Source organism: Lewinella sp. LCG006, assembly GCF_040784935.1.
Lineage (GTDB): Bacteria > Bacteroidota > Bacteroidia > Chitinophagales > Saprospiraceae > Lewinella.
Genome location: NZ_CP160680.1, coordinates 6,500,456 through 6,524,987, shown reverse-complemented (window position 1 = coordinate 6,524,987; position 24,532 = coordinate 6,500,456). Strand labels below are relative to the sequence as shown.

25 protein-coding genes are annotated in these 24,532 nt (G+C 44.2%); 18 read left to right on the top strand and 7 right to left on the bottom strand.

The genetic code is table 11. From position 1 onward, the window contains the following. The first annotated feature begins 101 nt into the window (after window positions 1-101). The 9 genes from AB0L18_RS23845 to AB0L18_RS23805 all read left to right on the top strand — a co-directional run bounded on the left by AB0L18_RS23845 (window position 102) and on the right by AB0L18_RS23805 (window position 8,038). A complete protein-coding gene (locus AB0L18_RS23845) occupies window positions 102-515 on the top strand; it encodes a hypothetical protein (protein WP_367389831.1) in 414 nt (137 codons plus the stop codon). A 326-nt stretch (window positions 516-841) separates the two neighbouring features. Next, on the top strand, window positions 842-1,909 hold the full coding sequence (locus AB0L18_RS23840; RefSeq protein ID WP_367389830.1) for an RHS repeat domain-containing protein: 1,068 nt from the start codon (window positions 842-844) through the stop codon (window positions 1,907-1,909). A 103-nt stretch (window positions 1,910-2,012) separates the two neighbouring features. Further along, complete coding sequence (locus AB0L18_RS23835) at window positions 2,013-2,744, top strand: hypothetical protein (protein WP_367389829.1); 732 nt, start codon at window positions 2,013-2,015, stop codon at window positions 2,742-2,744. Window positions 2,745-2,942: 198 nt separating this feature from the next. Beyond that, on the top strand, window positions 2,943-4,016 hold the full coding sequence (locus AB0L18_RS23830) for an RHS repeat domain-containing protein (RefSeq protein ID WP_367389828.1): 1,074 nt from the start codon (window positions 2,943-2,945) through the stop codon (window positions 4,014-4,016). Further along, window positions 4,006-4,467, top strand: a complete 462-nt coding sequence (locus AB0L18_RS23825; protein ID WP_367389827.1) for a hypothetical protein — start codon at window positions 4,006-4,008, stop codon at window positions 4,465-4,467. The genes AB0L18_RS23830 and AB0L18_RS23825 overlap by 11 nt, the downstream gene beginning before the upstream one ends. Window positions 4,468-4,686: 219 nt before the next feature. Further along, complete coding sequence (locus AB0L18_RS23820) at window positions 4,687-5,010, top strand: RHS repeat domain-containing protein (protein WP_367393184.1); 324 nt, start codon at window positions 4,687-4,689, stop codon at window positions 5,008-5,010. Continuing rightward, complete coding sequence (locus AB0L18_RS23815) at window positions 4,977-5,798, top strand: hypothetical protein (protein WP_367389826.1); 822 nt, start codon at window positions 4,977-4,979, stop codon at window positions 5,796-5,798. Before AB0L18_RS23820 ends, AB0L18_RS23815 begins: the two co-directional genes overlap by 34 nt. Continuing rightward, window positions 5,785-6,309 (top strand): hypothetical protein, encoded by a 525-nt coding sequence (locus tag AB0L18_RS23810; RefSeq protein WP_367389825.1) that lies wholly within the window; start codon window positions 5,785-5,787, stop codon window positions 6,307-6,309. The genes AB0L18_RS23815 and AB0L18_RS23810 overlap by 14 nt, the downstream gene beginning before the upstream one ends. 295 nt (window positions 6,310-6,604) lie before the next feature. Then, the gene (locus tag AB0L18_RS23805) at window positions 6,605-8,038 is read left to right on the top strand and encodes an IS4 family transposase (RefSeq protein ID WP_367389587.1); all 1,434 of its coding nucleotides are present in this window, start codon (window positions 6,605-6,607) and stop codon (window positions 8,036-8,038) included. A 151-nt stretch (window positions 8,039-8,189) separates the two neighbouring features. Here AB0L18_RS23805 and AB0L18_RS23800 read toward each other — a convergent pair whose 3' ends face one another. Genes AB0L18_RS23800 through lipB form a run of 3 tightly spaced genes read right to left on the bottom strand, consistent with a single transcriptional unit; the run spans window position 8,190 to window position 9,917 of the window. Continuing rightward, complete coding sequence (locus tag AB0L18_RS23800; protein WP_367389824.1) at window positions 8,190-8,723, bottom strand: acyl-CoA thioesterase; 534 nt, start codon at window positions 8,721-8,723, stop codon at window positions 8,190-8,192. A 27-nt stretch (window positions 8,724-8,750) separates the two neighbouring features. Beyond that, a complete protein-coding gene (locus tag AB0L18_RS23795; protein WP_367389823.1) occupies window positions 8,751-9,155 on the bottom strand; it encodes a hypothetical protein in 405 nt (134 codons plus the stop codon). Window positions 9,156-9,164: 9 nt separating this feature from the next. Continuing rightward, window positions 9,165-9,917, bottom strand: coding sequence for a lipoyl(octanoyl) transferase LipB (lipB, locus tag AB0L18_RS23790; RefSeq protein ID WP_367389822.1), 753 nt, complete (start codon window positions 9,915-9,917; stop codon window positions 9,165-9,167). A gap of 82 nt (window positions 9,918-9,999) precedes the next feature. Between lipB and AB0L18_RS23785 the strand changes: the two genes are divergently transcribed. From AB0L18_RS23785 to AB0L18_RS23750, 8 genes are all read left to right on the top strand, one after another. Beyond that, window positions 10,000-10,812: a T9SS type A sorting domain-containing protein gene (locus AB0L18_RS23785; RefSeq protein ID WP_367389821.1), complete on the top strand. Its 813-nt coding sequence runs from the start codon at window positions 10,000-10,002 to the stop codon at window positions 10,810-10,812. A 118-nt stretch (window positions 10,813-10,930) separates the two neighbouring features. Next, window positions 10,931-12,034 carry a TolB family protein gene (locus AB0L18_RS23780; RefSeq protein ID WP_367389820.1) on the top strand — a complete coding sequence of 368 codons (1,104 nt, stop codon included), beginning with the start codon at window positions 10,931-10,933 and terminating at the stop codon, window positions 12,032-12,034. Between the two features lie 13 nt (window positions 12,035-12,047). Continuing rightward, window positions 12,048-13,235: a glycoside hydrolase family 1 protein gene (locus tag AB0L18_RS23775; protein WP_367389819.1), complete on the top strand. Its 1,188-nt coding sequence runs from the start codon at window positions 12,048-12,050 to the stop codon at window positions 13,233-13,235. Window positions 13,236-13,241: 6 nt separating this feature from the next. Then, a complete protein-coding gene (locus tag AB0L18_RS23770) occupies window positions 13,242-14,066 on the top strand; it encodes a hypothetical protein (RefSeq protein WP_367389818.1) in 825 nt (274 codons plus the stop codon). Continuing rightward, window positions 14,066-14,998 carry an aldo/keto reductase gene (locus AB0L18_RS23765; RefSeq protein ID WP_367389817.1) on the top strand — a complete coding sequence of 311 codons (933 nt, stop codon included), beginning with the start codon at window positions 14,066-14,068 and terminating at the stop codon, window positions 14,996-14,998. Before AB0L18_RS23770 ends, AB0L18_RS23765 begins: the two co-directional genes overlap by 1 nt. 2 nt (window positions 14,999-15,000) lie before the next feature. Then, window positions 15,001-16,152: an NAD(P)/FAD-dependent oxidoreductase gene (locus AB0L18_RS23760; protein ID WP_367389816.1), complete on the top strand. Its 1,152-nt coding sequence runs from the start codon at window positions 15,001-15,003 to the stop codon at window positions 16,150-16,152. Between the two features lie 24 nt (window positions 16,153-16,176). Continuing rightward, on the top strand, window positions 16,177-17,433 hold the full coding sequence (locus tag AB0L18_RS23755; protein ID WP_367389815.1) for an arginine deiminase family protein: 1,257 nt from the start codon (window positions 16,177-16,179) through the stop codon (window positions 17,431-17,433). Window positions 17,434-17,531: 98 nt separating this feature from the next. Continuing rightward, window positions 17,532-19,169, top strand: coding sequence for an ABC transporter ATP-binding protein (locus AB0L18_RS23750; protein WP_367389814.1), 1,638 nt, complete (start codon window positions 17,532-17,534; stop codon window positions 19,167-19,169). A gap of 199 nt (window positions 19,170-19,368) precedes the next feature. Here AB0L18_RS23750 and AB0L18_RS23745 read toward each other — a convergent pair whose 3' ends face one another. Continuing rightward, window positions 19,369-21,102, bottom strand: coding sequence for a PA domain-containing protein (locus tag AB0L18_RS23745; protein ID WP_367389813.1), 1,734 nt, complete (start codon window positions 21,100-21,102; stop codon window positions 19,369-19,371). 234 nt (window positions 21,103-21,336) lie between these two features. On the opposite strand from AB0L18_RS23745, the gene AB0L18_RS23740 reads away from it, so the two are divergent. Further along, on the top strand, window positions 21,337-21,555 hold the full coding sequence (locus tag AB0L18_RS23740) for a hypothetical protein (RefSeq protein WP_367389812.1): 219 nt from the start codon (window positions 21,337-21,339) through the stop codon (window positions 21,553-21,555). A gap of 10 nt (window positions 21,556-21,565) precedes the next feature. On the opposite strand, the gene AB0L18_RS23735 is transcribed toward AB0L18_RS23740, so the two are convergent. The 3 genes from AB0L18_RS23735 to panB all read right to left on the bottom strand — a co-directional run bounded on the left by AB0L18_RS23735 (window position 21,566) and on the right by panB (window position 24,531). Then, window positions 21,566-22,453: an MBL fold metallo-hydrolase gene (locus AB0L18_RS23735; protein WP_367389811.1), complete on the bottom strand. Its 888-nt coding sequence runs from the start codon at window positions 22,451-22,453 to the stop codon at window positions 21,566-21,568. 227 nt (window positions 22,454-22,680) lie between these two features. Then, window positions 22,681-23,712 carry an endolytic transglycosylase MltG gene (mltG, locus tag AB0L18_RS23730; RefSeq protein WP_367389810.1) on the bottom strand — a complete coding sequence of 344 codons (1,032 nt, stop codon included), beginning with the start codon at window positions 23,710-23,712 and terminating at the stop codon, window positions 22,681-22,683. Window positions 23,713-23,715: 3 nt separating this feature from the next. Beyond that, on the bottom strand, window positions 23,716-24,531 hold the full coding sequence (gene panB / locus AB0L18_RS23725) for a 3-methyl-2-oxobutanoate hydroxymethyltransferase (protein WP_367389809.1): 816 nt from the start codon (window positions 24,529-24,531) through the stop codon (window positions 23,716-23,718). Window position 24,532: the final 1 nt, after the last annotated feature.

Below are 24,532 nucleotides of genomic sequence, written 5' to 3'. Positions count from 1 at the left end.
TGAACGGAGGATCGGCGTATAGAATTTCCACAAGTGATTTTCGAAGCTTCTACAATAGTAAGACAGTAAGACTGCTACAATTAGTACTACTAACTTGAATTATGTGTCATATAAATAAGAGAGTTTTTATCCATATAGGTGACACGGTAGATTTACACAATCGCCTTGAGAGAGTTGTCAAAATCATTGATGCTGCTCGATCAAAGAGATATGATGAGATACTTATTTCTTTTTTAGAATCTTTTGATCAACAGACGTTTGTTGAAAAAAGTAAAAATTCTTATTTACTTGAAAAAGAAACTTGGTTAAATGAAATTAGCAAGAGTAATTGGCAGTGGGAGGATATTCAGGTATATGACAAGAAGGCAACAATTCTTATTCATCATTCACCATTGAGTAACTACACTGATCTTATACATGCATTAATGTATGTTGGTATTGATATTGCTAATGTTAAAATCGAGGATGATTTATTTGGAAAATACACGTTAATTGATACTAACATACGTGTTTAAGTCTCACTATTTGATGCTTATTTCTCATGCTATAAGGAGATTATTCTGCCTACTCTACTCCAGTCATCTATTTAAACTACAATCAACTAATATCCAATGAGTTGGTTCACTCGCTATCAGGAAAACCATTTTTTGAACATAAGCTAGCTGTGATTTTCGCGGGTGTATTTTTTGAGTAGGGAACTGAGACCGCAACCTGCTCCGATGGCATCCAAAACGGCGACGAAACAGGCATCGACTGCGGCGGTAGCCAATGTGACGACTGCCCGGAAACCTTCGTGCGCGGTGACAAACGCTACGAACTCACCAACCACCTCGGCAACGTCATGGCTGTCATCTCAGATCGCCGCTTCTCCCTCACCGGCGACGAAGAGGATCCACGCTACCGCGCCTACACCATCAACGCCAGCGAATACTACCCCTTCGGCTTGGAAATGGAGGGCAGAAAGTTTAACTTTGGCAACTACCGTTTTGGGTTTAATGGTAAGGAGGCGGATACGGATGGCGAATGGGGCGGAGAATATGGCGATAGTGAGTTCCGTCAGACGCATTATGACTATGGGTTCAGGATTTATAATCCGAGTATCGGGAAGTTTTTGAGTGTCGATCCGTTGGCGCCGGATTATCCTTGGTATACGCCTTATCAGTTTGCGGGGAATAGCCCTATACTTAACATAGATTTAGATGGATTAGAGCCCGTTCCTAGTCTTGCTAACTACCAAAAGACTAGAGCTGCTCTCAGAAATACAAACGTAGGTGACCTACTTTTGGAAGCCTCTACAAGTTCTTTCAATGCTAGACCTCATCATTGGTGGCAACGAGCGCATAATATGGATAATAATAATGGTAATGCTAGATGGAATGCTATCAAAGGGAACGCTGGTGAATCAGTTGCAGCTAGTATAGCAATTGGATGGGGAAAGTCAATGTCTTATAGTTCCCTTGGCCGTATGAGCAATGGTACGGCTGTAGTAACATACCAGTTTAATCCTGTTGATAGAGACGAAGAATTTGAGTTTATTTCAGGCAATACTTGGGATTTTAGGCTGACTTTTAGCGAAATAGGAGACTCACAAGGAAATACTTTTGGGATTGATATTGTAGGATATGACTTTTCTGGAAGAAACGTAAGTAAACCTGCAAGGTTTGAGTTTAGAGGTTCTAACTTTTCTGGTAGACTAGACATTAATTTTGAAGTAAAAACCACAAATCCAAACCGGTCGCCAACTAGTCTTACTTCTGACTTTGTTAAAGGATTACGACAAGCTATTGCAAATCTTTCTAATGGAAATGAGTCAGTATTAATGGCAGATAAGGCAGCATGGCAAAAAGCCGCAAGCACTCCAAACGGTGGATTGATGCAGACATTGTATCACCGTTTTACAGATGCATGAGGGGTGCTGTGGCTCGTCGATGATCTTCATGCTAGAGGTGAGGAAGTCGCGACAGATGCAATCAGAGAAATTCGGAATACTACTACCAATCAAACAACTAACGATGATAAATAAAATCAAGGTGCTAAATTTTACTAATAAGACCGCAATTATAATCTTATTATGTATTTTACCTTTTAAATTAATTGGTTTAGACTCTTTAAGTATGAGAAATGACAGGTTTATATATGGATTTTACTTTATATCTAAGTCCGTTACGGTAAATCAACCACCTTCTCTTGAAGTAATGTTGACTGAGCTACAAAATACAGCAATATCACAACTTAAAGACTTTGATATAAATGATATTAACAATAAGAGAACATATATTCAACTCACAAATGACGAGATTACGAAAATTAGAGATAACGTTATTCTCTATATAGTTGATTGTTATTCTACTGGTGTAAATAATTTAAGTACTGAAAATATTGACTATTTAAAAAGCCTATATTTTTATTTTAAATATACGGTGAATGACGATTTATGGTTTTTGCAGTCTCCTAGATTTTTTAGCGAAAATACTTTGAAAAGTATTGGTTTCTCTAAGTTGCTTTCTGAAAATTATGACGCTGGTCTTGAAACTAATATATACGAAAATTTCAACAATGATGAAAATTTCTATTATGGAGTATACAAACTTGAATTTGCAATAACTGAACAATTATTACATAATATCAAAGATATAGATTTATCTAAATTGGAACGTCAAGATGCTAATGAACTTAAATTCCTAGAAGAGTTATTGGAGTCTCATTCTTTTGGGGACATTTTGATCTTTATGGAAATGCCTTAATTTGAAAACTGCGGAACGGTTTTTAGGGGGGCCCGATCTAAAATCTATTGCAATAAAAAAGCCTGTCCCTGCTCCGATGGCATCCAAAATGGCGACGAAACAGGCATCGACTGCGGCGGCAGCCAATGTGACGACTGCCCGGAAACCTTCGTGCGCGGTGACAAACGTTACGAACTCACCAACCACCTCGGCAACGTCATGGCTGTCATTTCAGATCGTCGTTTCAGCCTTACCGGAGACGAAGAGGACCCACGGTATCGCGCTTATACCATCAACGCCAGCGAGTATTACCCCTTCGGCTTGGAAATGGAGGGTAGAAAGTTTAACTTTAGTGACTACCGTTTTGGCTTTAATGGGAAGGAAGCGGATAGCGATGATGAATGGGGAAGTGCGACGCATTATGACTATGGGGCGAGGATTTATAATCCATCAGTGGGACGCTGGTTGAGCCTCGACCCTTTACAAGAAGAGTATTCCTCAATATCTCCTTATACATTTGTTGCCAATACTCCAATATTGGCAAAAGATCCAGATGGGAGGAAAATTATTTTCCCTACATACGGGAAAGAGCAAAAAGATGTTTTCCTAGGTCATTTCAGACGCTTTTTTGGGAGTGGTGTAAACGTTGACATCGCTACAAACGGTGAATTTATCTTAGAAAAAATTGGCGATTTAACACACGAACAACAAATAGCTTATAATGTATTCAATCAATGGGTAGAATCTGAAGAGACTGCATATGTGAAGCTTAGGGATTCTTATGCCTTTTTTGAGAACTACGGATCAAATGAATTAGACGCTTTAGATTTCAATGCTTACGGAGATGCTGCTGAAGGTCGAACTTTCCGGAGAAATATAATGGGGCATTATGCACATTTTTTTGCTGAAGAATTTTATAAACAGGCTTATTTAAAACTTGGAGAAAATATAGCTGATGATAGCAAAAGTTTTCTCCCCGCTCACACCTATGCTCTTCAACAAGAAGCAGCTATAACGGGGGGGGTCTCTATAGATATTAGTGTGAACGCTACTGATATCAACAATCCTGCTATTTTGTTTGGAAACTTTGATAAGTTAGGACAATTACAAAGCTTGTATTATCAAATAAACAGCCCAGGAGGACGTCCAAGGATCACATCTTTTGGTGGAGTCCCTGAAGACTTTAAATTGGATTGGGATGAGGCTCATCAAAATCTTCTAGAAAATCTACTTAAAGGAGAAGGTACAACCATCCCGCTATCCGAATCAAAAAAAACTGAACATGAAGAATAGTAATTTATACACAGTTGTCTGTGTCAATTTTTTCTTGCTTTTTTTTTATGGATGTAGTAATATTGACAACTCAAAGACTGGTGAATTAAGTAATCTAAACCCAGAAGTAGAAGCTCATCCGAACAATACACCTCCTCATATTGAAGCAGTAATATTGGACGCAGCATCTCATACAGTAGCTCCGAAGAAAGATGTAAGAACTATTCAAGGGTTGTTGTTTAGATCGAATGAAATTGATGGTGACATATTAAATTACACAGCGATTTTCAAACTGGACAATTCTCATACGGAAGAATTTGAGATTAATGGTTCCTTATTTTCTGAAGATGCACGAAAGTTTATATCTAAAAACTACGATCAGATTAATACTGTGTGTTTCGTTAGGATCAAAGCGATTGCTGGGAATAATGACACTTTGTCTCTACAAAATGTACATAAAGATTTACGTTGACTAAGTAATGATAGTCCCCCACTTGCTAGCTCTTATGTTGTCTTCCAAGAAAAACAGACAATAATTTCAGTGAGGGGCAATAATTTTTTTAGCCGCCTATGTCAAAGCGGCTAGCTGGCGGTAGGCTTCCATTAAATTAGTGAACTGCAAGTTGCGAAGTACGATCTTGAGTAATGCTACTATGAACGGTCACTTGGTGCCGGACTTGCCACCTATACCATCAATGCCAGCGAATACTATCCCTTCGGCTTGAAAATGGAGAATAGAACCTTTAACTTTGGTGATTACCGTTTTGGGTTTAATGGGAAAGAGGCCGACACCAATGATGAATGGGGCAGTGCTACGCATTATGACTACGGGTTCCGGATTTATAATCCGAGTATTGGGAAGTTTTTGAGTGTCGATCCACTCAGTCCTGATTATCCGATGCTGACGCCTTATCAGTTCGCTAGCAATCGCCCTATTGACGGAATCGACTTAGATGGGTTGTGGAATATCTTGATGCAGACTTGGCATATCCGACTCTTTTTGCACCAGTACTGAATATTGGTAATTATGTTGAAACCAACAATCAAGTCGCAGGAGTCTTGTGGTTAGGAGGGCTGGTGTTATTTGATGTACCTATTATAGACGTAGGAGGAAAGAAGTATTATGATGTGGGCCAACATATATACAAGGGCAATGACGGTTGGAGTACACAAGGAAGTCGTGCAGAGCAAATGACAATTAATAGCAGAGTTGGAATTCAACTAATATCAAATTTAGATAATTTACCAAATGCTCCAGCAGATTATTCTGCTCCTGATTGGTATACCACAAATCCAGATGATATAGCTTTGAGCCAACAGCAGGCTAATCTATACGACAATTGCGAGGGGGTCTGCTATGCTACGTCGGAATCGAGGGCGCAACAAGCGTACATTGATGAGTCTGGTTCGGGTATCGTGGACTTAACGGTAAGCGGTGGGAATATAGATCATAGGATTGCGGCAACAGTAGGAACTAATGATCCTTTCATAGGATATGGTGCTGGTGGCCCTTTCTCTAGACGCGGATATGGGGAAACGGTCAATAATACTGGAGTTTGGAATGGAAACTTACAACAAGGAGCTCTATTACAAAAATGGAATACCACTGATCAAGACAACCTATATGCAAGAGGAGGTCATTATGTGATTTTTCGTAGATATTCATTCGATAATGATGGTAACATTAACGGGATTTATATAAGTGATTATCATGGAAGTGAGAGCTTATGGGAGCGTGCCGCTTATGAAAACAGGACTACTATTTTAGGAGTAAACTTAATGGATACAAATGAAAATGATTAGCACTACAGGTCTGATTTTAATATTAATATTGAATTGCACTACAGTCAAAGAGGGTAAAAGCAAACCTTTTCATTTGGATAACATCTCGAAAAGGATCAAGGGAGAATGGGAGTATGTTATGTCATATGATGAGAAAAATTCTTATCAGCTAATAAAGGAAAACTTCGATTTTCCCCCTCCTCAAATGATGATATTTTCGGAATGCAACGACTCTGAAGAGATCAACTTTCTTCCCGAAACCATAATAGAATTAAGAGAACAAGATGTTTTCCAAAATATTAAGTTGGAAACCTATGAGCGAAATGGTAGCTTGATAGATAAATATTATCCTATCAGTAGCTTTATGAAAGACTCGACACAAATTGAAGTAATGAGTTTTGGGTTACGGAGAAAAGATGAGTTTTTTATTCTTGGTGTGAGTGCCGATACTTTAAAAATTTTAGACAACAGAGTCTACCAAAGGGGTGATATTAGGCTGGAGTTATTGCATCATATATATACGGCTAAATGATTATGTGAATAACAATTGGGTTATAGAACCTGGTGTGTACCTTCTAAGTAAAACTAACAACTATACTATTGACAGCATGCTTACATTGTTTATCATATTTTAATCAAGTTACGCGTGAATCCCCCACTGGCTAGCTAGACGCCGTGCGCCCTAAGCGAATGGACGTGTAGCGCACACCTGCCTGCCGTGCGGCGACTAATCTTTATACACATCGCAAGATTACGAATATATTTGTAGAGGCGTACACGATCTGCCTAAGCAATCGCAGTAATATCTACTTAATCACGTGTTAATTATGACAGCTATTAGTGTAGTATTTGATCATAAATTAGGTGATGCTCGCTTAGAAAAACGAGCAAACCGTATATTACATCAGATGATAAAAAGTGGCAGCGGTGTTCCCAATCGACTGAATACACACCATCGAGAACGAATGGGGATGAGTCGATTTTTAAATAACAATCGATTGAGTATGGATGCTCTGGTGAACAGTATTACCCAGTCTTGGTATACGGAGGAGTATGCTGACCGGGATTTATATGTCATACAAGACACGACCGACTATAATGCAATTGGCCATAAGGGGCGTTTAAGTGAGTCGGATGAGGACTTGGGGCCACTTTGGAAAGATGATACGAATCAAGAATTCGGTTTTTTTCTTCATCCCGGCCTTGTGTTGGATGGCGATAGTGGATTTCCATTGGGCTACACACACCTTCATATCTGGAATCGATGTGTAGACCAACCGAATCGACATGAGCGTAATTACAAGAGGCAGCCTATTGAGCAGAAGAGTTCTTATCGCTGGTTGGAGAGTATAGATTATAGTACACAAGTTTTAAAGGGGCATCGGGGAAAAGTTGTTCATGTCATGGATCGGGAAGGGGATATCTACGAACTCTTCGCTAAGCCAATGCCCCCCAATCATCATTTGGTTATTCGCACTAGCAAGCAGCGGGTGATTTATGACGAGTCTGACAGCAAGCATTTATTGTGGCAGTATTTAGAAGAGCAAGCTACCAAGGGACTCGTCATTGAAGTAGCTATCCCAAGACAAAAAAAGCGCAAAGCCCGAAAAGCAAAGATGGCCTTGAGTTATGGTCGGGTAGAGATTGCCCGGCCTAAAGATCGTACCAAAGCGCAAGGGCCAGACCGAATTCCATTATACTTTGTACAACTCAAAGAATTGGAACACAGCGTACCTGATGGCGAGGCTCCTGTTCATTGGACGATCTGGACGGATATGGTCATTGAAAATGAGCATCAAGCATTGAAAATTGTCGATATCTACCAAAATAGATGGAATATTGAGGAGCTTTTTAGCTTGTTAAAAACCAAAGGGCTAGAATGCGAATCCGCTCAGGTTGAATCAGGCATTGCTATGAAACGACTCGTGATCATGGCCATGCAGGCGGCATTGCATTTATTACAATTGCTCAAAGACCGCGACCATGTCTACCAAGAAAAGGCTACATTACTAATCGATACGCAGGATCTGACTTTCGTGGAACTACTTATTCCGATCTATGAGGGTCAAACCCAAAAGCAAAAAAATCCCCACCCTCCTGAGTCCTTGGCTCGATTGGCATGGTTAATCGGCAGAATGGGGGGGTACAGTGGCTACAAAAGCCAGTCGCCACCAGGGCCAAAAACCATGCGCTGGGGATGGCGAAGATTTCAGGAGCAACTCTCCGCTTGGCGAATTGTCAATCAAATTAAGCTTGATTAAATGTGTATAAAGATTAGCGTGCGGCGAGCAGGCAGGGTGGGTACAGTGGCGGCTCTGCCGGCATTGCGTGGATCGGAGGATGATCTTTAAATTATTGCAATAAAAAAGCCTGTCAGTTTATCTAACGGGCTTTTTTATAATAACAAGTCACCTAAAGAATAGACTCAAACAGCGCCCTGATCCCCGGCGCATTCTCTGGCTTAAGCCGACCACCCAGAATCAAGCGCATCTCCCGGCGGCGGGGGGCGGCATCAAAACGTTGTTGCTCGATTTCGGTAACGGGGATAACCTGTGGTATCTCAACGGGCTTGCCGTTTTCCTGATCTAGTCCCACAAAAGTGTAGTAGGCAGAATTACAGCGACGAGGATTGTGCCCCTTGATGTCCGTAGCGTAGACTTCTACGAAGACCTCAACGGAAGTACGGAAGGCTCGGGTGACCGAGGCTTCCAGCGTGATGACATCTCCTACCTTGATGGCTTTCTTGAAACTGACGTGATCAACAGAAGCCGTCACTACGTGGCGCTCACAGTGCTTGCCAGCGCAAATGCCACATACGATATCCATCCAACGCAGGAGATTTCCTCCCATCAGGTTGCCCATGGGGTTGGTATCGTTGGGCATAATCATTTCGGTCATGGTCGTACTGGAAACCGTGACGCGTTTTCCTTTTAGTTCTTCACTCATGGAGTGTGTGGGTTGTGTTGGGGTGAATTATCTAATCAAAATTCCCTTCCTGTTCAAAAAAGGGATCGGCGTAAAGTTGTCGGGAGAAATGCTCCCTTTTACAAAAATGTATTTCTTGTCGTACAAATGCCCATCCAGGCTGAAGCTTACCCAGTATTCATTGGTGAGCTCAAAGACCGCAGGTTGGATGGGTTCTATCTTTTCGATGGCCATTGGGCCCACTTCTTCAAGAAAATACCGGAAAATGGCTGTTTCTTTCTTCACACCAGTGATTTCACCGTAACCCTTAGCGGTAACGAGAACGCTTTGAATCCGGGCTTCGTGCAAATTGATGATCATCACTTCCCAGAGATCTTCTTCCGGGTTTTCTAGTGGCGGTACAATGGCAATGGCCAAATCTTCGACTTTCGGTCGGGGAATGTCTTTCAGCATCAGGAATTGTTAGTTATTGACAGTACTGTAGGTGTAATGAAACAAATCAGCGAAATGTTGCTTTAATTTGTTTTGTACTTCCTTTATATCAAGGGCTTGCCCCAATTCTTTGGCCAGGCTGGTGACGCTTTTGTCGTCATCCTGGATGCCGCAGGGGATAATGTTATCAAAATGATGGAGTAGCGTGTTGACATTGAAGGCAAAACCATGCAAGGTAACCCACCGACTCAAATGAACGCCAATAGCACAGATTTTTCGCTTTGGCGAATGGCTGTTTTCCGGCAACCAAACCCCAGTATAACCTTCTTCCCGGTAACTTTCGATACCATATTCTGCGAGCGTTCTCATCACGGCCTCTTCCAGGTAGCGTACATATTTATGCACGTCCGTAAAAAAGCAATCAAGGTCAAAGATTGGGTACCCTACAATTTGCCCGGGACCATGATAGGTAATGTCTCCACCGCGATTGATCTTGTAAAAGGTAAATCCCTTTTCGGCAAGGCCTTGCTCATCAAGTAGCAGATGATCCAGCGATCCCGTTTTGCCCAAAGTATATACGGGAGGATGTTCGCAAAAGATAAGGTAATGCGTTTGTTCTTCCGTTGCCAGACCTGCTTTTTTCAGGTCGCGATTACGCAGCTTTCTGGCGACTAGTTCTTTGTGTCGCTCGGTCTGAAAATCCCAGGCTTCCTGATAATCAATCAGACCAAGGTCTAGCAACTGGACTTTCGGAATTTTTTCTTTTTGCAATTCAACTAGCATTTGCCGCAAAGATACAGGTCAATGCGAACATAATATTTACTTTAGTGGCATTGATTATCCACTATTACTAAAAACAAACAGAATGAAAAAAGTTTTTACCTATTTAAGCTTACTGTTTTTAACCACTTTTGGCTTGCAGGCTCAGCAGGCATTGGACTTTACTTTTACCGACACACACGGTGATACGCATAACTTGCAACATGCTTTGGATCAGGGGTATATTGTTATTATGGACTTCTTTTTTGTCAACTGTGGCCCTTGTCAGCTTTCATCTCCTGAGCTGGTGAGCATTACAGAGGACTACACCGGGCAAGGAAAAAATGTCATCCTTTGGTCCTTGAGCGACCGAGATGCTGATGCTGCAATCATGGGCTTTGAGAACCAGTTTGGCTTTACCTCTCCTGCTGGTGGCGTTGATGGCGGAGCCAATGAAGTCATTAATTTGTACGCAAGCAACTTTAACTTTACGGGCTTCCCTACGGTTTCGATTGTTTGTCCTGACGGTAGTATCACCTGGGATATTTGGCCTTACAGCACAGGAGCACCAGAATGGCGCAATGCCATTGATGCCTGTGGCGTGGTAGACGCTGCCCCGTACGAGCCTATGAGCGCGACCCGTGTGGAAGAGATCGCTGCGATCAACAGCATGGTCGTATCTCCAAACCCTGCTAGTGAAAAAAGTGTACTCAATTTGAACTTGTCCAACACTTCCAACTTGCAGGTTGCTTTGTTCAATGCGCAGGGGGCAAAAGTACAGCAGGTATTTGCCGGACAAATGCTTGCTGGTCAGCATACACTCGAAATTGATATGACAAGTTTACCAGCTGGTGCTTACTGGGTACGCTTGCAAAATGAGCAAGGAGAAATCACCTCTACGCCATTGCAAAAGATATAATCAGGAAATTTTCCTTCCACAATACCCTAGACTTCCAAAGTTCCCCGTAGCTTTGGAAGTCTTTTATTTACGACCCCGAAAAACGATAAACTTCGGTCTTTTAATTCAATACTTACCAATGAGAATATTCTTTTTCCTCTTTTTTGTCGCCAGTATCGTTGCTTGTAACAATTCAGCTGAGACGACGACGGCTGCCACTGCCGAAGCAACTGTAGATACCACAGCAACACCTAGCCTGGCTTATGAGCAAGAAGTCCATTTGAAAAATGTTCAGCAACTAACCTTCGGCGGTAATAATGCAGAAGCTTATTTTAGTTTTGATAATTCCCACCTGGTTTTTCAATCAGATAATCCAGCTTGGGGAGTGGAGTGCGACCAGATTTTCTACATGCCCATCAGTGGTTACGAAGGAGAGCGGGCACCTTTGTTGAGTACGGGCAAAGGACGTACCACTTGTGCCTACTTTATGCCAGGGGACAAGAGCATCCTGTACGCTAGCACCCACTTGGGAGCCGACGAATGTCCACAAATGCAGCGTCCTACCAACGGTTTATACACCTGGCCGGTCTTCGAAGATTTCGACATCTTTGTAGCGGATTTGGAGGGTAAAATCACCAAACAACTGACCACGCATCCAGGTTATGATGCAGAAGCTACCCTGTCGCCCGATGGATCAATGATCGTTTTCACTTCTACGCGTTCAGGCGACTTGGAGCTATGGACCATGAATGTGGATGGTTCTAACCTCCACCAAGTGACCAAGGGTTTGGGCTATGACGGTGGTGCATTCTTTTCGCCTGATGGCAAGAAATTGGTCTTCCGGGCATCTCGTCCTCAGGGAGCTGAGGCAGAAAAGACTTACAAAGATTTGCTGGCGCAGGGCTTGGTACAACCTACCAATATGGAGATTTATACCTGTAATGTGGATGGCTCTGATCTCCAACAAATCACCAAGCTAGGCAAAGCCAACTGGGCACCCTATTTCCACCCAAGTGGCGAAAAAATTCTCTTTTCTTCCAATCATCACGTCGAAAGCGGTCGCCAATTCAATATCTTTAGCATTGATCTAAATGGTGAAAATCTCCAACAGATCACTTTTGATGAGACTTTCGACGCTTTTCCCATGTTTAGCTACGATGGTAAGAAACTCGTGTTTTCAAGCAATCGGAACAATGGAGACGGCCGCGATACCAATGTCTTTATTGCTGATTGGGTAGATTAAAAAGTACTACAAAATGTCCAATACGCTCGTCTTTCCACCCGGTTTTGAATGGGGAACCTCTACTGCAGCTGCCCAGATAGAGACGGCTTCGGCGCATAATTGGAAGGGCGTAGTGGCTAAAGATGGTGCGGTCTTTGAGCGTACTACAGATCATGAACTACGCAGGGAGGAAGACATTGAACACATTGTCCGTTTCGGGACGATCTATCGTTGTGGCGTCGATTGGGCGCGGCTGCAAACGGCAGCAATGCAGCCCTTCGTGCCGGAGGTGGTAGAAGAGTATCGGGATTTTTTTATAGCCCTGAAGGCCAGAGGGATGAAAATCATGTTTGTTATCCATCATTTTACCCATCCCTTGTGGATGGAAAAAGATGGTGGTTGGACAGAAGAACATGCGATTCCCTTATACGTTGATTTTGCCCGCCGCTGTATGGACGCTTTTGGCGACTTGGTGGCTTATTGGAATACCTTCAACGAGCCCAATGTCTATGCACTAAATGCTTACTTACTGGGTAATTTTCCGCCTTTTAAGAAGAGCTATACAAAGGCTAACCGCGTACTTAGGCACATGGGGCGTGCCCACGATATTGCTGTAGAACTCTTGAATGATCGTTTCCCAAATGCACCCGTAGGTATTTCTTTGAACACCGGATGGTTTGAAGGCGTCAATGGCTTGGGTAAATTACCTGCAAGGTTTATGGATTGGTGGTTCCATACAAAAGCGGCTAAATATTTTGAAAAAGTGGATTTTTGGGGACTGAGCTATTACGCCTATGTTCCTTTCAATCCGTTTCCCATCACGGAGATAGATAAGCCAGGGCAGCTCGATAAGTTGGGCATTCCTCATGATCAGATGTGGGGCTATCGGCCAGAAGGTTTGGGGCGGATTATTCGCCGTTTTTATCAACGGTACCAAAAGCCGATCATTGTAACCGAAAATGGTATTTGTACCGATAATCCTGAACGTAGAATTGCAGCCATCAAGGATTATTTGCGCGAATGTCATCAGGTGATTGCAGAAGGTATTCCTCTTCAAGGGTACATCTTCTGGAGCACTTTTGATAATTTTGAATGGAACCTGGGCAATACCTATCGCTTTGGCTTGATTACGATTGATTGGCGAACCATGGACCGAAGAAATACCATCGCTGCAGATTTTTATGCTGAGGTTTGTCAAAAAAACGAAGTACCTCAATACTAAAGCACTATGTACAAGTCATTTTTTCTTGTTTTTTGCAGTTTGTTATGCGGCAGCAGCCTGTTTGGGCAATTGGGAGGGCCACAAATAAGTGGTGCTCGGAGCCTCGGCACCGGAGGCGTAGGATTAACGTTTCAGGATGTGCATGCGGGTTGGGGCAATCCTGCTGGATTAGCCAGCCTCAATCAGACTTCTTTTGCGCTTTTCGCGGAACAGCGATTTGCGTTAAGTGATATTCGCCAAGTAAGTGCGGTTGGCGCCTTTGCACTAGGGGAGAGCACGGGTGGTTTGACTGTGAGCTACTATGGCTTTGAGGGGTACAACGAACAACGAATTGGTCTGCTTTACGGTAGAAAGCTTGGCGAAAAAATCCAATTGGGGGCCCAGCTCTATACCTTGGGCGTCAATATTCCCGAATATGGCAACAAGCAAGTTGTCAGCTTTGAATTGGGGCTGCTGACCGCAATAAGCCCCTCGGTCACCTTAGCAGGCAAAGTAACCAATCCCGTGCGGGTAAGTTTATTGGAAGGGGATGACCTTCCCTCAGTTATCAGTGCCGGCTTTCAATACCAACCAGGTACACAAGTTAGTATCTTTGGGGAAGTAGAAAAAGACATTCTTTATCCTGCCAGGGTACGCCTAGGTTTAGAATATCAACTCCTGGAATCATTTTTCTTGAGAGCGGGTATTGCTACCGCGCCCAGCCTCCTCAGTTTTGGTATTGGCTACTTATTGGTGGATCAATGGCGACTTGATTTTGCCGCTTCTTACCATCAGTACTTGGGTTTTACACCGGGTATTGGGGTCGTTTATTCTGGAAAGGAGAAAAAATAATGAATAGAGATACGGCAATACCGCCTGATCTTATCCTGGGTACTGCCATGTGGGGTTGGACGGTGGAGGAAGAGGTTTGCTTCGCCCTGCTCGATGATTTTTATCAGCGTGGTGGAAGACGGGTGGATACGGCAACCAATTATCCCATCAATAAAAACCCCGCAGATTTCAGGCGCGCGGAAAAACTTCTGGCAACGTGGTGCTCAACCCACCAAGTTGCCGATTTGGAAGTGATCGTAAAAGTAGGCAGCCTCAATAACATGATGACGCCCGACCAAAATCTATCACCCAGCTTCCTCATGATTTGTGCTGAGGAATACGCCAATCTCCTGGGCGATAATTTGGCTTGCCTGATGATTCATTGGGACAACCGGGAAAAAGAAGAAGCGATTGATTCGACCATATCCAGTTTGATGAAACTAGGCGAAAATCGCTGGGAAATTGGTCTTTCCGGTATAAAATATCCCGAAGTTTATGCTCGCGTTATCAAAGCACACGGGCTAGACAGCTTGCCCGTAGAGTTGAAACATAACCTGATTTACAGTGATTATGAGCGTTATGCACCTCTTCATCCTTGTGCCGATTTCATTGCCTACGGGATCAATGCGGGGGGCTTGAAGTTAGGTGCATCAAGCTATTCTTCCACCGCTTCCTTATTGGCCAGAGGCGGGAAACCTGATGCGCACCAAAACTTGAAAGACCAAATAGCAAGCCTACTGAGCGTGTTTGCTCAAGACTACCCTGGGAAGGTAGTACCTCAACAAATGAACCAATTGGGGATGCTGAACGCCGCCTATCATCTTGGTATTTCGGCGATCCTGTTGGGCCCATCCCGAGTGGAACATATAGAGGCTTCCTTTGCTTGGCTGGAGCAGCTTTATTCCGATGATTACACCCCTCTTTATGAAGCAATGAAAAAGTTGGAGGTTTAATCATGGCAGCATCAACAGAACAAATAAGCGTAGATTTTTTGGTGGTCGGCGGAGGCATCTTCGGGGTATACGCAGCACTGTATCTTGCTTCACAAGGTTGCCAGGTCGTACTTGTAGAGAAGGAAAAAAAATTAATGCAAAAGGCATCGGTGGTCAATCAAGCGCGTTTGCACAGTGGCTATCATTACCCTCGCTCGGTGGCTACGGCCAGAATGTCTGATGAAAACAAGGCGCGTTTTACCCGTGACCATCAGGATTTTATCCTTTTTGATTTTGCTAAATATTATGCTATTGACCGCTATGGAAGTCTCACCGATGCGGCACAGTTTGAACGATTCTGCCGCTATATCGATATCCCTTGCAAGCCCGTAAATAAGCATCCGCTTTTTAATTATCACCGTTTGGAAGCTGTTTTTGAAACGCAGGAGTATACTTTTGACCCCCAGCTCATTGCTGCCTATTACCGGGAGAAAGTGAATTCGGCTGTGGGGGTAGATGTATGGAGTTATCACCAAATAGAGGCCGCTGGGGCCGTTGGTGAAGCTTGGGAGATTGAGATCAGATCGCTAGAAAACCAAAACCTAAAGAAAGTCCGCGCCCGCCAGATAATCAACGCAACTTACAGTGCCAGTAACGCCATTAACCAGTTGTTTGGTTTGGAGGAGATCAACCTGATGCACGAAATCTCCGAGATGGCATTTGTAAGTAGCCCCCAACTGAAAAACATTGGACTCACCATTATGGACGGGCCTTTTGGATCGATTATGCCTTACGGAAAATCGGGCTTGTTGTCACTTTCTTCCGTTGCTTATACCCACCACAAAGTCTCGTATGCTGCGCAGCCCACCTTTGATTGTCAGTCGTTTAGAGAGGATTGTAGCCCAGGGTTTACCAGCGTGTGTAATTATTGCGAATTTCGCCCAAGGTCCAACTATCAAAAAATGTTGGCTCAAATGCGGCAGTATCTTACCGATGAGGTAGCACTGCACTATTTTACGAGTATGTATACCATCAAGTCCAAGTTGAGAGCCAATCATATCGATGATGGGCGACCTACGGAAATTGGATTGTTGAGTAAAAATCCCCGTTTTTATTGCATATTTGCTGGTAAAATAAATTCTATCTACGAGATTGAAAAGGTCGTAGAGCTATAGCCAGCCACTAGCCAAATTATCACCATGTCAAAAGTATTTGTTGAAAACGAAATCAACCCGTTAAGGCGGGTGTTGGTGCACCGACCAGATGTCGGGATCAGCCGTATTTCTCCCAAACGTGCAGAAGAACTGCTGTTTGATGATATTGTCCATCTGCCCAGGATGCAGGAAGAACACGACGTGTTTACCAATGTGCTTCGTCAATTTGTCGGTGATGACAATGTCATTGAGGTGGAGCAATTGCTTTACGAAGCCTTGGAGGCTGATCCTGAGAGCAAAGAAGAAATGATCAAGTTGGTCATCGAGCACGAAGAGTTGCCCAAAGCTTACGGCGATATCATGAGGGGGCTTTCAGCAACGGCACTGACCAACTTGCTCGTCACGGGTTACCACGCGCCCGACGATCATTTCTTTTTTGACCCTATCCCCAATTTTATCTTCACCAGAGATATTGCGGTCACCGTCAATGATCATGTCATCATTACCAAAGCGGCCAAAGAAGCCCGTTACCGAGAGAATTTCATTACGCGTTTCATCATTTTTGCTCACCCTATTTTTGCCGAATTGCAAGCCGAAGGGCGGGTGATCAATCTGAATAAGATCGATCAGTTTCCCCCTTCAAAAAAGGGAGAATCGGTTTCGATAGAAGGCGGAGATATGATGATCCTCAATAAAGATTATCTACTTATTGGTTGTAGCGAACGAACAACACCTTACGGTATCCGTGCGCTTGCTGAATGTCTGTTTGCCAAGGGAGTAATTGACAATGTGGTACAGGTTAACATTCCCAATGATCGGTCATACATGCACATTGATACGATTTTCACCCAGATAAACACCCACGACTACGTGGCCTTTAAGCCCATTATTGCAGATGGCTTGGGGTCCAATGTACAAGTGTTTACGGCATCAGGGGAAGAGCGGAAATACCACTCGCTGCAAGAGTTTTTAATTAAAGAAATTGATGCTAATACCCGCATTATTTTTGCAGGTAAAGGCGAATCACCTTATCAGGATAGAGAACAGTGGACGGATGGTTGCAATCTGGTGGCATTAAAACCAGGGGTAGCACTGACCTACGATCGGAACCCGGTCACGGAAGAAGCTTTTGAAGAAGCAGGGTACCGGGTTGTTTATGCAGGCGACTTGCTCAAGGCCTTTTCAGATGGGATCATTCGCCCGGATGAGGTGCAGCAAACGATCATCACCTTACCATCAACAGAACTATCAAGAGCTCGAGGTGGTTCGCATTGTATGACCTGCCCTATAGAACGGGCATAAAATGATTTGTTATCGATACTCCCTCTACTCCTCCTACGCTATTAAGGGTTGCTAATTGGACCATTCGTTTTTCTACTGACGATGGTAGAGAAGATAAGGTGGCTGTAGACCAACTTGACTTTGAGTTAAAAGCGGGTGAAAGTTTGGGTATTGTCGGTGAATCGGGATCGGGCAAAACCCTTTCGGCTTTATCCATCATGCAGTTGCTACCCAACAAGGCCCAGTCTACCGGAGAAATATGGTGGAAAGGAAGTACTCGGCTGGATGAACTTTCAGGTTCAGCACTGAATAAGATCAGAGGCAAGCAAATCGGCATGATTTTTCAGGAGCCCCTCAGCAGCTTGAATCCTGTGATGACTTGTGGGGAACAAATTGCGGAAGTACTGAGAGCGCATCTGTCTCTGGATAGGAAAAGTGTCCGGCAGCGTGTGCTTGACTGGTTGACGAAAGTTGAACTTGGAGAGCCAGAACGAATTTATCGTGCCTATCCCCATGAATTGTCAGGCGGGCAGCGTCAGCGTGTGATGATTGCCATGGCCTTATCGGCAGAACCTGAATTGCTCATTGCTGATGAGCCGACGACCGCACTAGATGTGACGGTACAACGGGCGGTACTCCATTTGATTAAAAGTCTCCAAGCTGAATTGGGGATTGCTATTCTTTTTATTAGCCATGATTTGGGCGTCATCCGCGAAGTAGCTGATCGCGTCATGGTCATGCAAGATGGAAATAAGGTAGAGGAGGGGAGTGTTAACGCCATTTTTTCTTCGCCCCAACATCCTTACACCGAAGGCTTGCTGAATTGTAGAGCAAGTACCCATCAGCAACTCCGCCGTTTGCCCACTGTGCAGGACTTTCTGGCGAAGGAAAAAGAGGATATATCCCGATTTATGGAAGGTTTAAAGCTTTCTTCGCAAGAACTTTCTGATCGACAAGAATATCTACAATCACAATCAACCATCCTGAGAGTGAATGATTTGCAGGTCTGGTATGCTGCTAAAAAGAACTGGTTGGGCCAAACGACGGAACAGGTAAAAGCAGTGGAGAAGGTGTCCTTTGCACTGCGAGCAGGGGAATGCCTGGGAATTGTGGGAGAATCGGGCAGTGGAAAGACGACTTTAGGTAAATCCATCTTGCGATTGATACCCATCCGTGGCGGTGAAATTTGGTTTGGAGATCATCTCTTGACCAGTCTTAGCGAAAGCGAATTGCGCCCTCTACGCCCCGATTTACAAATGGTTTTTCAAGATCCATTCAGTTCACTGAATCCCAAATTTACCATTCATCAGCTTTTGCGGGAGCCCTTGTTGATCCATCATCGTGAACAGTCAGCGGAGGAGCATGACGCCCGAATCGTAGAGGTTTTGCACCAAGTAGGTCTTGACGAATCGGTGTTGCTCCGTTACCCGAAGGATTTTTCTGGCGGCCAACGTCAGCGGATTGGCCTGGCCAGAGCTTTGTTGTTACGGCCCAAGGTGTTGGTATGTGATGAATCAGTTTCAGCCTTGGACGTATCGGTTCAGGCCCAGGTGCTCAACCTGATTAAAACGCTTCAAGAGACCTACGAGTTTTCCCTTCTTTTTATTTCTCACGATCTGGCCGTTGTACGATTTATTGCCGACCGGGTGCTGGTGATGCAACAAGGAGAAATGGTAGAATTAGCTCCTACGGATGAGTTGTTTAACGCGCCCAAAGAAGCTTATACCCGCCAACTGCTGAATGCGGTGCTAGATTAAGGAAACAAAAAATGGCGAGCGGAAACCCACTCGCCATTTCCTATTTTAAGTAGCGAAGTAAAGCGTTACATTTTGGGAACTCAAAATCCCAGTACCCCTGTCCGCTTGGCCAGGCGGGCTCTACTAAGTACCTTATAAAGTGATGTTTACCTGAGGAAAATCCTAAATTGGGCATTCACAAAGGTAAACATCACATTCTTTACTGCTTAATGATCCGCTCAACACGGTAACCTTCTGGTGTAGCAATACTCAAGAAGTAAGAACCGCGAGGTAAGCGCTCCATGTCTATTTCGATAGACTGGTTAAGCACTTGCTCGTACTGCTCAGTAGTGATGACTTTACCGCTTACATCGGTCATAATCATTTGTACTTTGTCAGCAGTTTGGTCCAGGTTGAACATTACGTTCAGGCGGCTGCTTACAGGGTTGGGTGCCAAAGTTACTTTGTTAGCATCCAAGCTAGTAATATCTTCCGTACCTACGGGTGGTTCGAAGCCAGCGAGGTGTAGGTTTACACCAACAGTAGCACCATTCCAGCCACCGGAAAAGAAAGAACCATTAATAATGATAGGGGTTGTTGGGAAGTTGAGGTAGTTAACACCTGCACTGCCAACAAATCCTGGGCAAATACCCAGACCTGCCTCACTACCATCATAAGCAATGACGGTGTAGTACGCACCATTTGGCTTTAGTGCTACCATATTATCACCATCTGCCAGGTCTTCCCATTCTACGAACAACTGCTGATCAGCTGTTTCGTTACCAGTAATGGTGTAACTAGCTAAGGCCACAGGCGTGAGCTCATCGAATGTAGTAGCAGCGGAAGTAGGACTGAAGTCAATCAGATCATCTCCATCTGCATCTGCATCGTAGAGAACTACTACTATTTGATCGGCTAATGGATCTCCGGTAAAGAGATCTGCACCATTCGATAGGCCAAAAGAAGCGTGTGTGCTTACAGCTCCGTCGGCATCCATAATGGACAATGCTCCAGCTTGGTAGATAAAGTTACCCGCGGTAAAATCAGCGTCTGCTGATCTTGGAGCCTGACCCAATTCTGGTCTTGCAGTGCTATAAGTGAAATCAGTCGTATAGAAATTGCTCGTGAGCTGCTCAGAACCTTGGTCGTGAGTCCATACAACGGTATATTCACCAAGCTCGGTAGGCGTGTATCCTCCGTCCAAAACGATGATAGAATCCGCTAGAGGCTCTACAAGAGAAGAACCCGTTAGTACCGTTTCTGCGCCAGAAGGAGCAGTGATGGTAGCGGTAACGGTAACATCGGCAGCATCAACAGAGTTTGGATTTACGTAGTGGATGAAGTAAGAGTCAAACTCAATCGCATCAGATGCTGGTGTTTGAATAGAGAAGCTAGACGTAGGATCGTAAAATGATTTTACGGTAAAGGAAACAGTCATCGTTTCTCCAGCGGCGAGCGCGTCAGCGATGATGTTGCCAGTGCTCCGGCTAACAAAAATAGCAGGGATGGTAACATTTTCACAATCTGCAGCAGCACCACAAGACATTCCGATCACAAAAGCGTCGGTATCAGTAGCATTGGCAAAGTGATTGACGATAATGACGCCCACCGCGCCAGCATCCTGGGCGTTTTGCACTTTGGAAGTAAAGTTACATGTACCACGACGGATAACAGCAATTTTACCCGTCAAATCTGTTACAATGGCTTCACAGCCAAGGCTGTCTCCTGCTGCAGAATATCCCCACGCAATATCCGCCACTAGTGTTTCACTTAAGGTTGGACCCCAAGGGAAATCAGTGTTAACACCAGCTTGCGTACCGTAGTCGTAAATACCAACAGCATTAGCAGGAGCGAGGATCTCGAAATCCACTGGAAAAGGAGAAGCTGAATTGATTTGCGCAAAGGACATAGTTGCCAAAGCACACAGCGTAAAAAATGTAAGCGTTAATCTCATAATTAATTTGATTATTTAAGTAAACAGAACCATTAACTGAACAGCAAGTTACAACGCATTTAACCTTTTTGAAGCTAAATGACCTATTTTTTTAGTCAAATTTTGCAACCATCGTCGGTCTTAGGTCCTCTTATAGGGGTTGTGTTTATCGGATATTTTTAACGATTAGTCGATAAATGCTAGGATATTAGCCAAATACGTGTGACTTTTACAATAATGTTTCAAGGACAATTTATGAAAACGAAAAATTTACTTCTTACTTCTTGTTTGGTGCTGCTTAGCTTTGCGGCTTACGCCTTTCTATTTAATGCTCAGATGGTTGCTGAAGCCTCTGAAACGGTAGATGGTATTTCTGAACAAATTCGCTCGGTAGCAGAGCCTATGCCTTCTCCTGATGTTCGCTTTTTGAAAGGAATCATCCAGGCTTTCGTCAATTTGTTACCAGCTTCGTAAGCACGACTCGCTAAGCACGATTCTTCACTTTCCAATAGCGCAATAAGCCCGTTACACTCATCCAGCTGGGATTGGCTGCTTCGTATTTTGCCATGTCTTCCGGATTAACGCCGCTAGCTTCCAGGTCTTTCTTTACCATTTCCTGAAACAAGGGCGTTATTTCTTCCACCGATTTTTCTTGTTCGTAAAATGGTTGGATCCAATTTGCCCATTGGTGCAAACGAGCCCTTAGGCTATCGAGATGTTGCTCGCTATAGGCCACCGGCCCAAAATGAGTGAGGCAAAACCGTGCTGGTTGGATTGCTTTTAGTAAATCAAGACTGGCTTCCCAATCTTCGATATTGATATCTGGTGGCGGACAAGGTGGGATAACTACTCCTTGATTGATACTTACACCAGCTACATCTCCCGTAAAAAGATTTGGGCCAATTTGCCAGGCAATGTGATGGACAGCATGGCCGGGCGTATGCCATGCTTTAATGCTTTTTTGCCCGATGCTGTAAATGGCTTCGTGCTCTACCTCTACAATTTGTGCGGGGTTGATCTGGTGCATTTCTCCCCACAATTCATCCATTTTGTCTTGGTAAATTCTCCTTGCGGATTCCATCAGGCGTTCAGGCATGGCCAGGTGTTTACTGCCCTTGGGATGAACATAGATCATGGCACCATTTCTGGCAAACCACCACGCCGCACCAGCATGATCAAGATGAATATGGGTAAGAAAAACGTGCTGAATGTCTTCTAGTTGATACCCTGCCAGCTCCACCCCCTTTTTGAGCATGGGAAGGGTAGAGTGGGGCCCCGTCTCTACCAAGATCGGTCCTTCATCCGTTTCTACTAAAAAAGCCGCAATGTTTTGGCTTAATCCCTGAAAATTCAAATCGATAACGTGGACCATGTTTTTTTTGGTTTGATGGTTAGATAGTTGTTTGTTGATGGCTTGTTGGACTTTGAGACCTCCTAATTACTTCCGACCTCCCACTTTGAAAATGGTTGATGGTTTGTTTGTTGATCGTAAACGCTTACACCTTTCCAACTTTTACACCCTTACACTTTTGGCATAGCCATGCCTTCGGCATCCAACTTTTACACTTTTACACGTTTACACCTTTCCAACTTTTACACCTATTTCCCTCTTTTCCTTCGGTTTTCCCGATATATTTCTGCGTTTTGCTTGTGGGCCTCAAGGGTTTTAGCAAAGGTATGATAACCACTGCCATCGCCTTTGGCACAGAAGTAAAGATAGTCATGTTGTTCGTGATATAAAACTGCATCGATAGAAGCAATACTGGCCATGGCTATAGGGCCTGGCGGTAATCCCTTGTATTTATAGGTGTTGTACGGCGAATCGACCCCTAAATGGTAGTTGGTTACCCGGTTGGTCGTAAAATCCCTGCTGGCAAATACGGCCGTTGGGTCTGCTTGTAATTTCATTCCTATTTGGAGCCGGTTATAGTATACGCCCGCCATGCGTTCTTTTTCATCGTTTTGCAAGGTTTCTTTCTCTACGATGGAAGCGAGGGTGTAAACTTCGGCAGGGGTGAGCCCCAACCGCTCGGCAATTAGGTAGCGGTCTTTTCTTTTCCAAAATTTCTGATGCTCTTCTACCATTCTTCTGATAAAATCGCGGGGGGAAGTATCCCAATAAAACTCATAGCTATTGGGAATAAACAGGCTCATCAAGGTTTCTTTGGTATAGCCCAGCGAGTCGAGGAAATCTTGTTTTTGAAAAAGCGTCAATAACTCCTGCGCATCAGGTTCAATAAATCGGGCCACTTTTTTTGCAACATCGCTCAGTTCCCGCTCTGTCGTCAGGATTACCATCACAGGAGCCTGCTTGCCACTGCGAAGGCGTTCGATGAAATCAGGAAGTTTCATGCCCGGATCAACGGCATATCTGCCAGAGCGTACGGGATCACCTGTATAGTTGAGCTGTTGGGCCAGTTTACGAAAAACCACTTCGTTGGGAATCAATTTTTTATGCAACAACAGCTTGGTCAACTCCTCAAAGGAAGTGCCATGAGGAATTTCCACGTAGACGGATGCAGCCCCTTCTGCCAATATTTCTGGCCCCGCCACATTGCGGTAGATAAAATAGACACCTATTAGCCCAATAATGCTCACCGCCAAAAGGAAGCGAAGAAATTTTCGGTGCATGATCTAATACTGCTCATTATCGTTGGGGAAATCACCACTCTTTACATCTCTTATGTACTGCTCAGTGGCCTCTTTCATGACATCGAATAACTCCAGGTAGCGACGCAAGAAACGAGGATGGAAATCCTTGGTAATACCTACCATGTCGTGGGTAACCAAAACTTGCCCATCAGCATGCGCTCCTCCTCCAATACCAATGGTAGGAATGATGAGTTCTTCACTGACAATTTTAGTCAAGTGAGCAGGGATTTTTTCCAAAACAATGGCAAAACAACCCAGCTTTTGCAAAATTTTAGCATCCCTGATCAGTTGATCTGCTTCCTCTTCTTCTTTCGCACGTACGGTATAAGTGCCAAATTTATAAATCGACTGAGGGGTAAGCCCCAAGTGACCCATTACCGGCACCCCGGCTTTCAGAATACGCTTGATGCTCTCATCAATTTCAGCTCCTCCCTCCAATTTCACCGCGTGCGCCCCAGATTCTTTCATGATTCTAATGGTGGACTCCAAGGCCAGTTTGCTATTGCCCTGGTAAGTACCAAAAGGTAGATCAACGACCACCAGGGCCCGGTTGACGGCCCTCACGACAGAACTGGCGTGATAAATCATCTGATCCAGGGTAATAGGAAGGGTCGTTTCGTGCCCGGCCATAACATTCGAAGCGGAATCTCCAACGAGCAGGACGTCCACGCCGGCAGCATCAAGAATACGAGCCATACTGTAATCATAGGCCGTTAGCATCGCAATTTTTTCCCCTCTGGCTTTCATCGCCTGTAGGATATGCGTCGTTACTTTTTTGACTTCTCTATGAACGGACATA

What these genes read in the sequence shown, in the direction of transcription:
- AB0L18_RS23780 (WP_367389820.1), top strand. Translation starts at nt 10,931, where the DNA reads ATGAGAATATTCTTTTTCCTCTTTTTTGTCGCCAGTATCGTTGCTTGT.
- AB0L18_RS23800 (WP_367389824.1), bottom strand. Translation starts at nt 8,723, where the DNA reads ATGAGTGAAGAACTAAAAGGAAAACGCGTCACGGTTTCCAGTACGACC.
- panB (WP_367389809.1), bottom strand. Translation starts at nt 24,531, where the DNA reads ATGTCCGTTCATAGAGAAGTCAAAAAAGTAACGACGCATATCCTACAG.
- AB0L18_RS23765 (WP_367389817.1), top strand. Translation starts at nt 14,066, where the DNA reads ATGAATAGAGATACGGCAATACCGCCTGATCTTATCCTGGGTACTGCC.
- AB0L18_RS23775 (WP_367389819.1), top strand. Translation starts at nt 12,048, where the DNA reads ATGTCCAATACGCTCGTCTTTCCACCCGGTTTTGAATGGGGAACCTCT.
- AB0L18_RS23845 (WP_367389831.1), top strand. Translation starts at nt 102, where the DNA reads ATGTGTCATATAAATAAGAGAGTTTTTATCCATATAGGTGACACGGTA.
- AB0L18_RS23740 (WP_367389812.1), top strand. Translation starts at nt 21,337, where the DNA reads ATGAAAACGAAAAATTTACTTCTTACTTCTTGTTTGGTGCTGCTTAGC.
- AB0L18_RS23840 (WP_367389830.1), top strand. Translation starts at nt 842, where the DNA reads ATGGCTGTCATCTCAGATCGCCGCTTCTCCCTCACCGGCGACGAAGAG.
- AB0L18_RS23760 (WP_367389816.1), top strand. Translation starts at nt 15,001, where the DNA reads ATGGCAGCATCAACAGAACAAATAAGCGTAGATTTTTTGGTGGTCGGC.
- AB0L18_RS23825 (WP_367389827.1), top strand. Translation starts at nt 4,006, where the DNA reads ATGAAGAATAGTAATTTATACACAGTTGTCTGTGTCAATTTTTTCTTG.
- AB0L18_RS23795 (WP_367389823.1), bottom strand. Translation starts at nt 9,155, where the DNA reads ATGCTGAAAGACATTCCCCGACCGAAAGTCGAAGATTTGGCCATTGCC.
- lipB (WP_367389822.1), bottom strand. Translation starts at nt 9,917, where the DNA reads ATGCTAGTTGAATTGCAAAAAGAAAAAATTCCGAAAGTCCAGTTGCTA.
- AB0L18_RS23835 (WP_367389829.1), top strand. Translation starts at nt 2,013, where the DNA reads ATGATAAATAAAATCAAGGTGCTAAATTTTACTAATAAGACCGCAATT.
- AB0L18_RS23830 (WP_367389828.1), top strand. Translation starts at nt 2,943, where the DNA reads ATGGCTGTCATTTCAGATCGTCGTTTCAGCCTTACCGGAGACGAAGAG.
- AB0L18_RS23805 (WP_367389587.1), top strand. Translation starts at nt 6,605, where the DNA reads ATGACAGCTATTAGTGTAGTATTTGATCATAAATTAGGTGATGCTCGC.
- AB0L18_RS23745 (WP_367389813.1), bottom strand. Translation starts at nt 21,102, where the DNA reads ATGAGATTAACGCTTACATTTTTTACGCTGTGTGCTTTGGCAACTATG.
- AB0L18_RS23810 (WP_367389825.1), top strand. Translation starts at nt 5,785, where the DNA reads ATGAAAATGATTAGCACTACAGGTCTGATTTTAATATTAATATTGAAT.
- AB0L18_RS23755 (WP_367389815.1), top strand. Translation starts at nt 16,177, where the DNA reads ATGTCAAAAGTATTTGTTGAAAACGAAATCAACCCGTTAAGGCGGGTG.
- AB0L18_RS23735 (WP_367389811.1), bottom strand. Translation starts at nt 22,453, where the DNA reads ATGGTCCACGTTATCGATTTGAATTTTCAGGGATTAAGCCAAAACATT.
- mltG (WP_367389810.1), bottom strand. Translation starts at nt 23,712, where the DNA reads ATGCACCGAAAATTTCTTCGCTTCCTTTTGGCGGTGAGCATTATTGGG.
- AB0L18_RS23770 (WP_367389818.1), top strand. Translation starts at nt 13,242, where the DNA reads ATGTACAAGTCATTTTTTCTTGTTTTTTGCAGTTTGTTATGCGGCAGC.
- AB0L18_RS23785 (WP_367389821.1), top strand. Translation starts at nt 10,000, where the DNA reads ATGAAAAAAGTTTTTACCTATTTAAGCTTACTGTTTTTAACCACTTTT.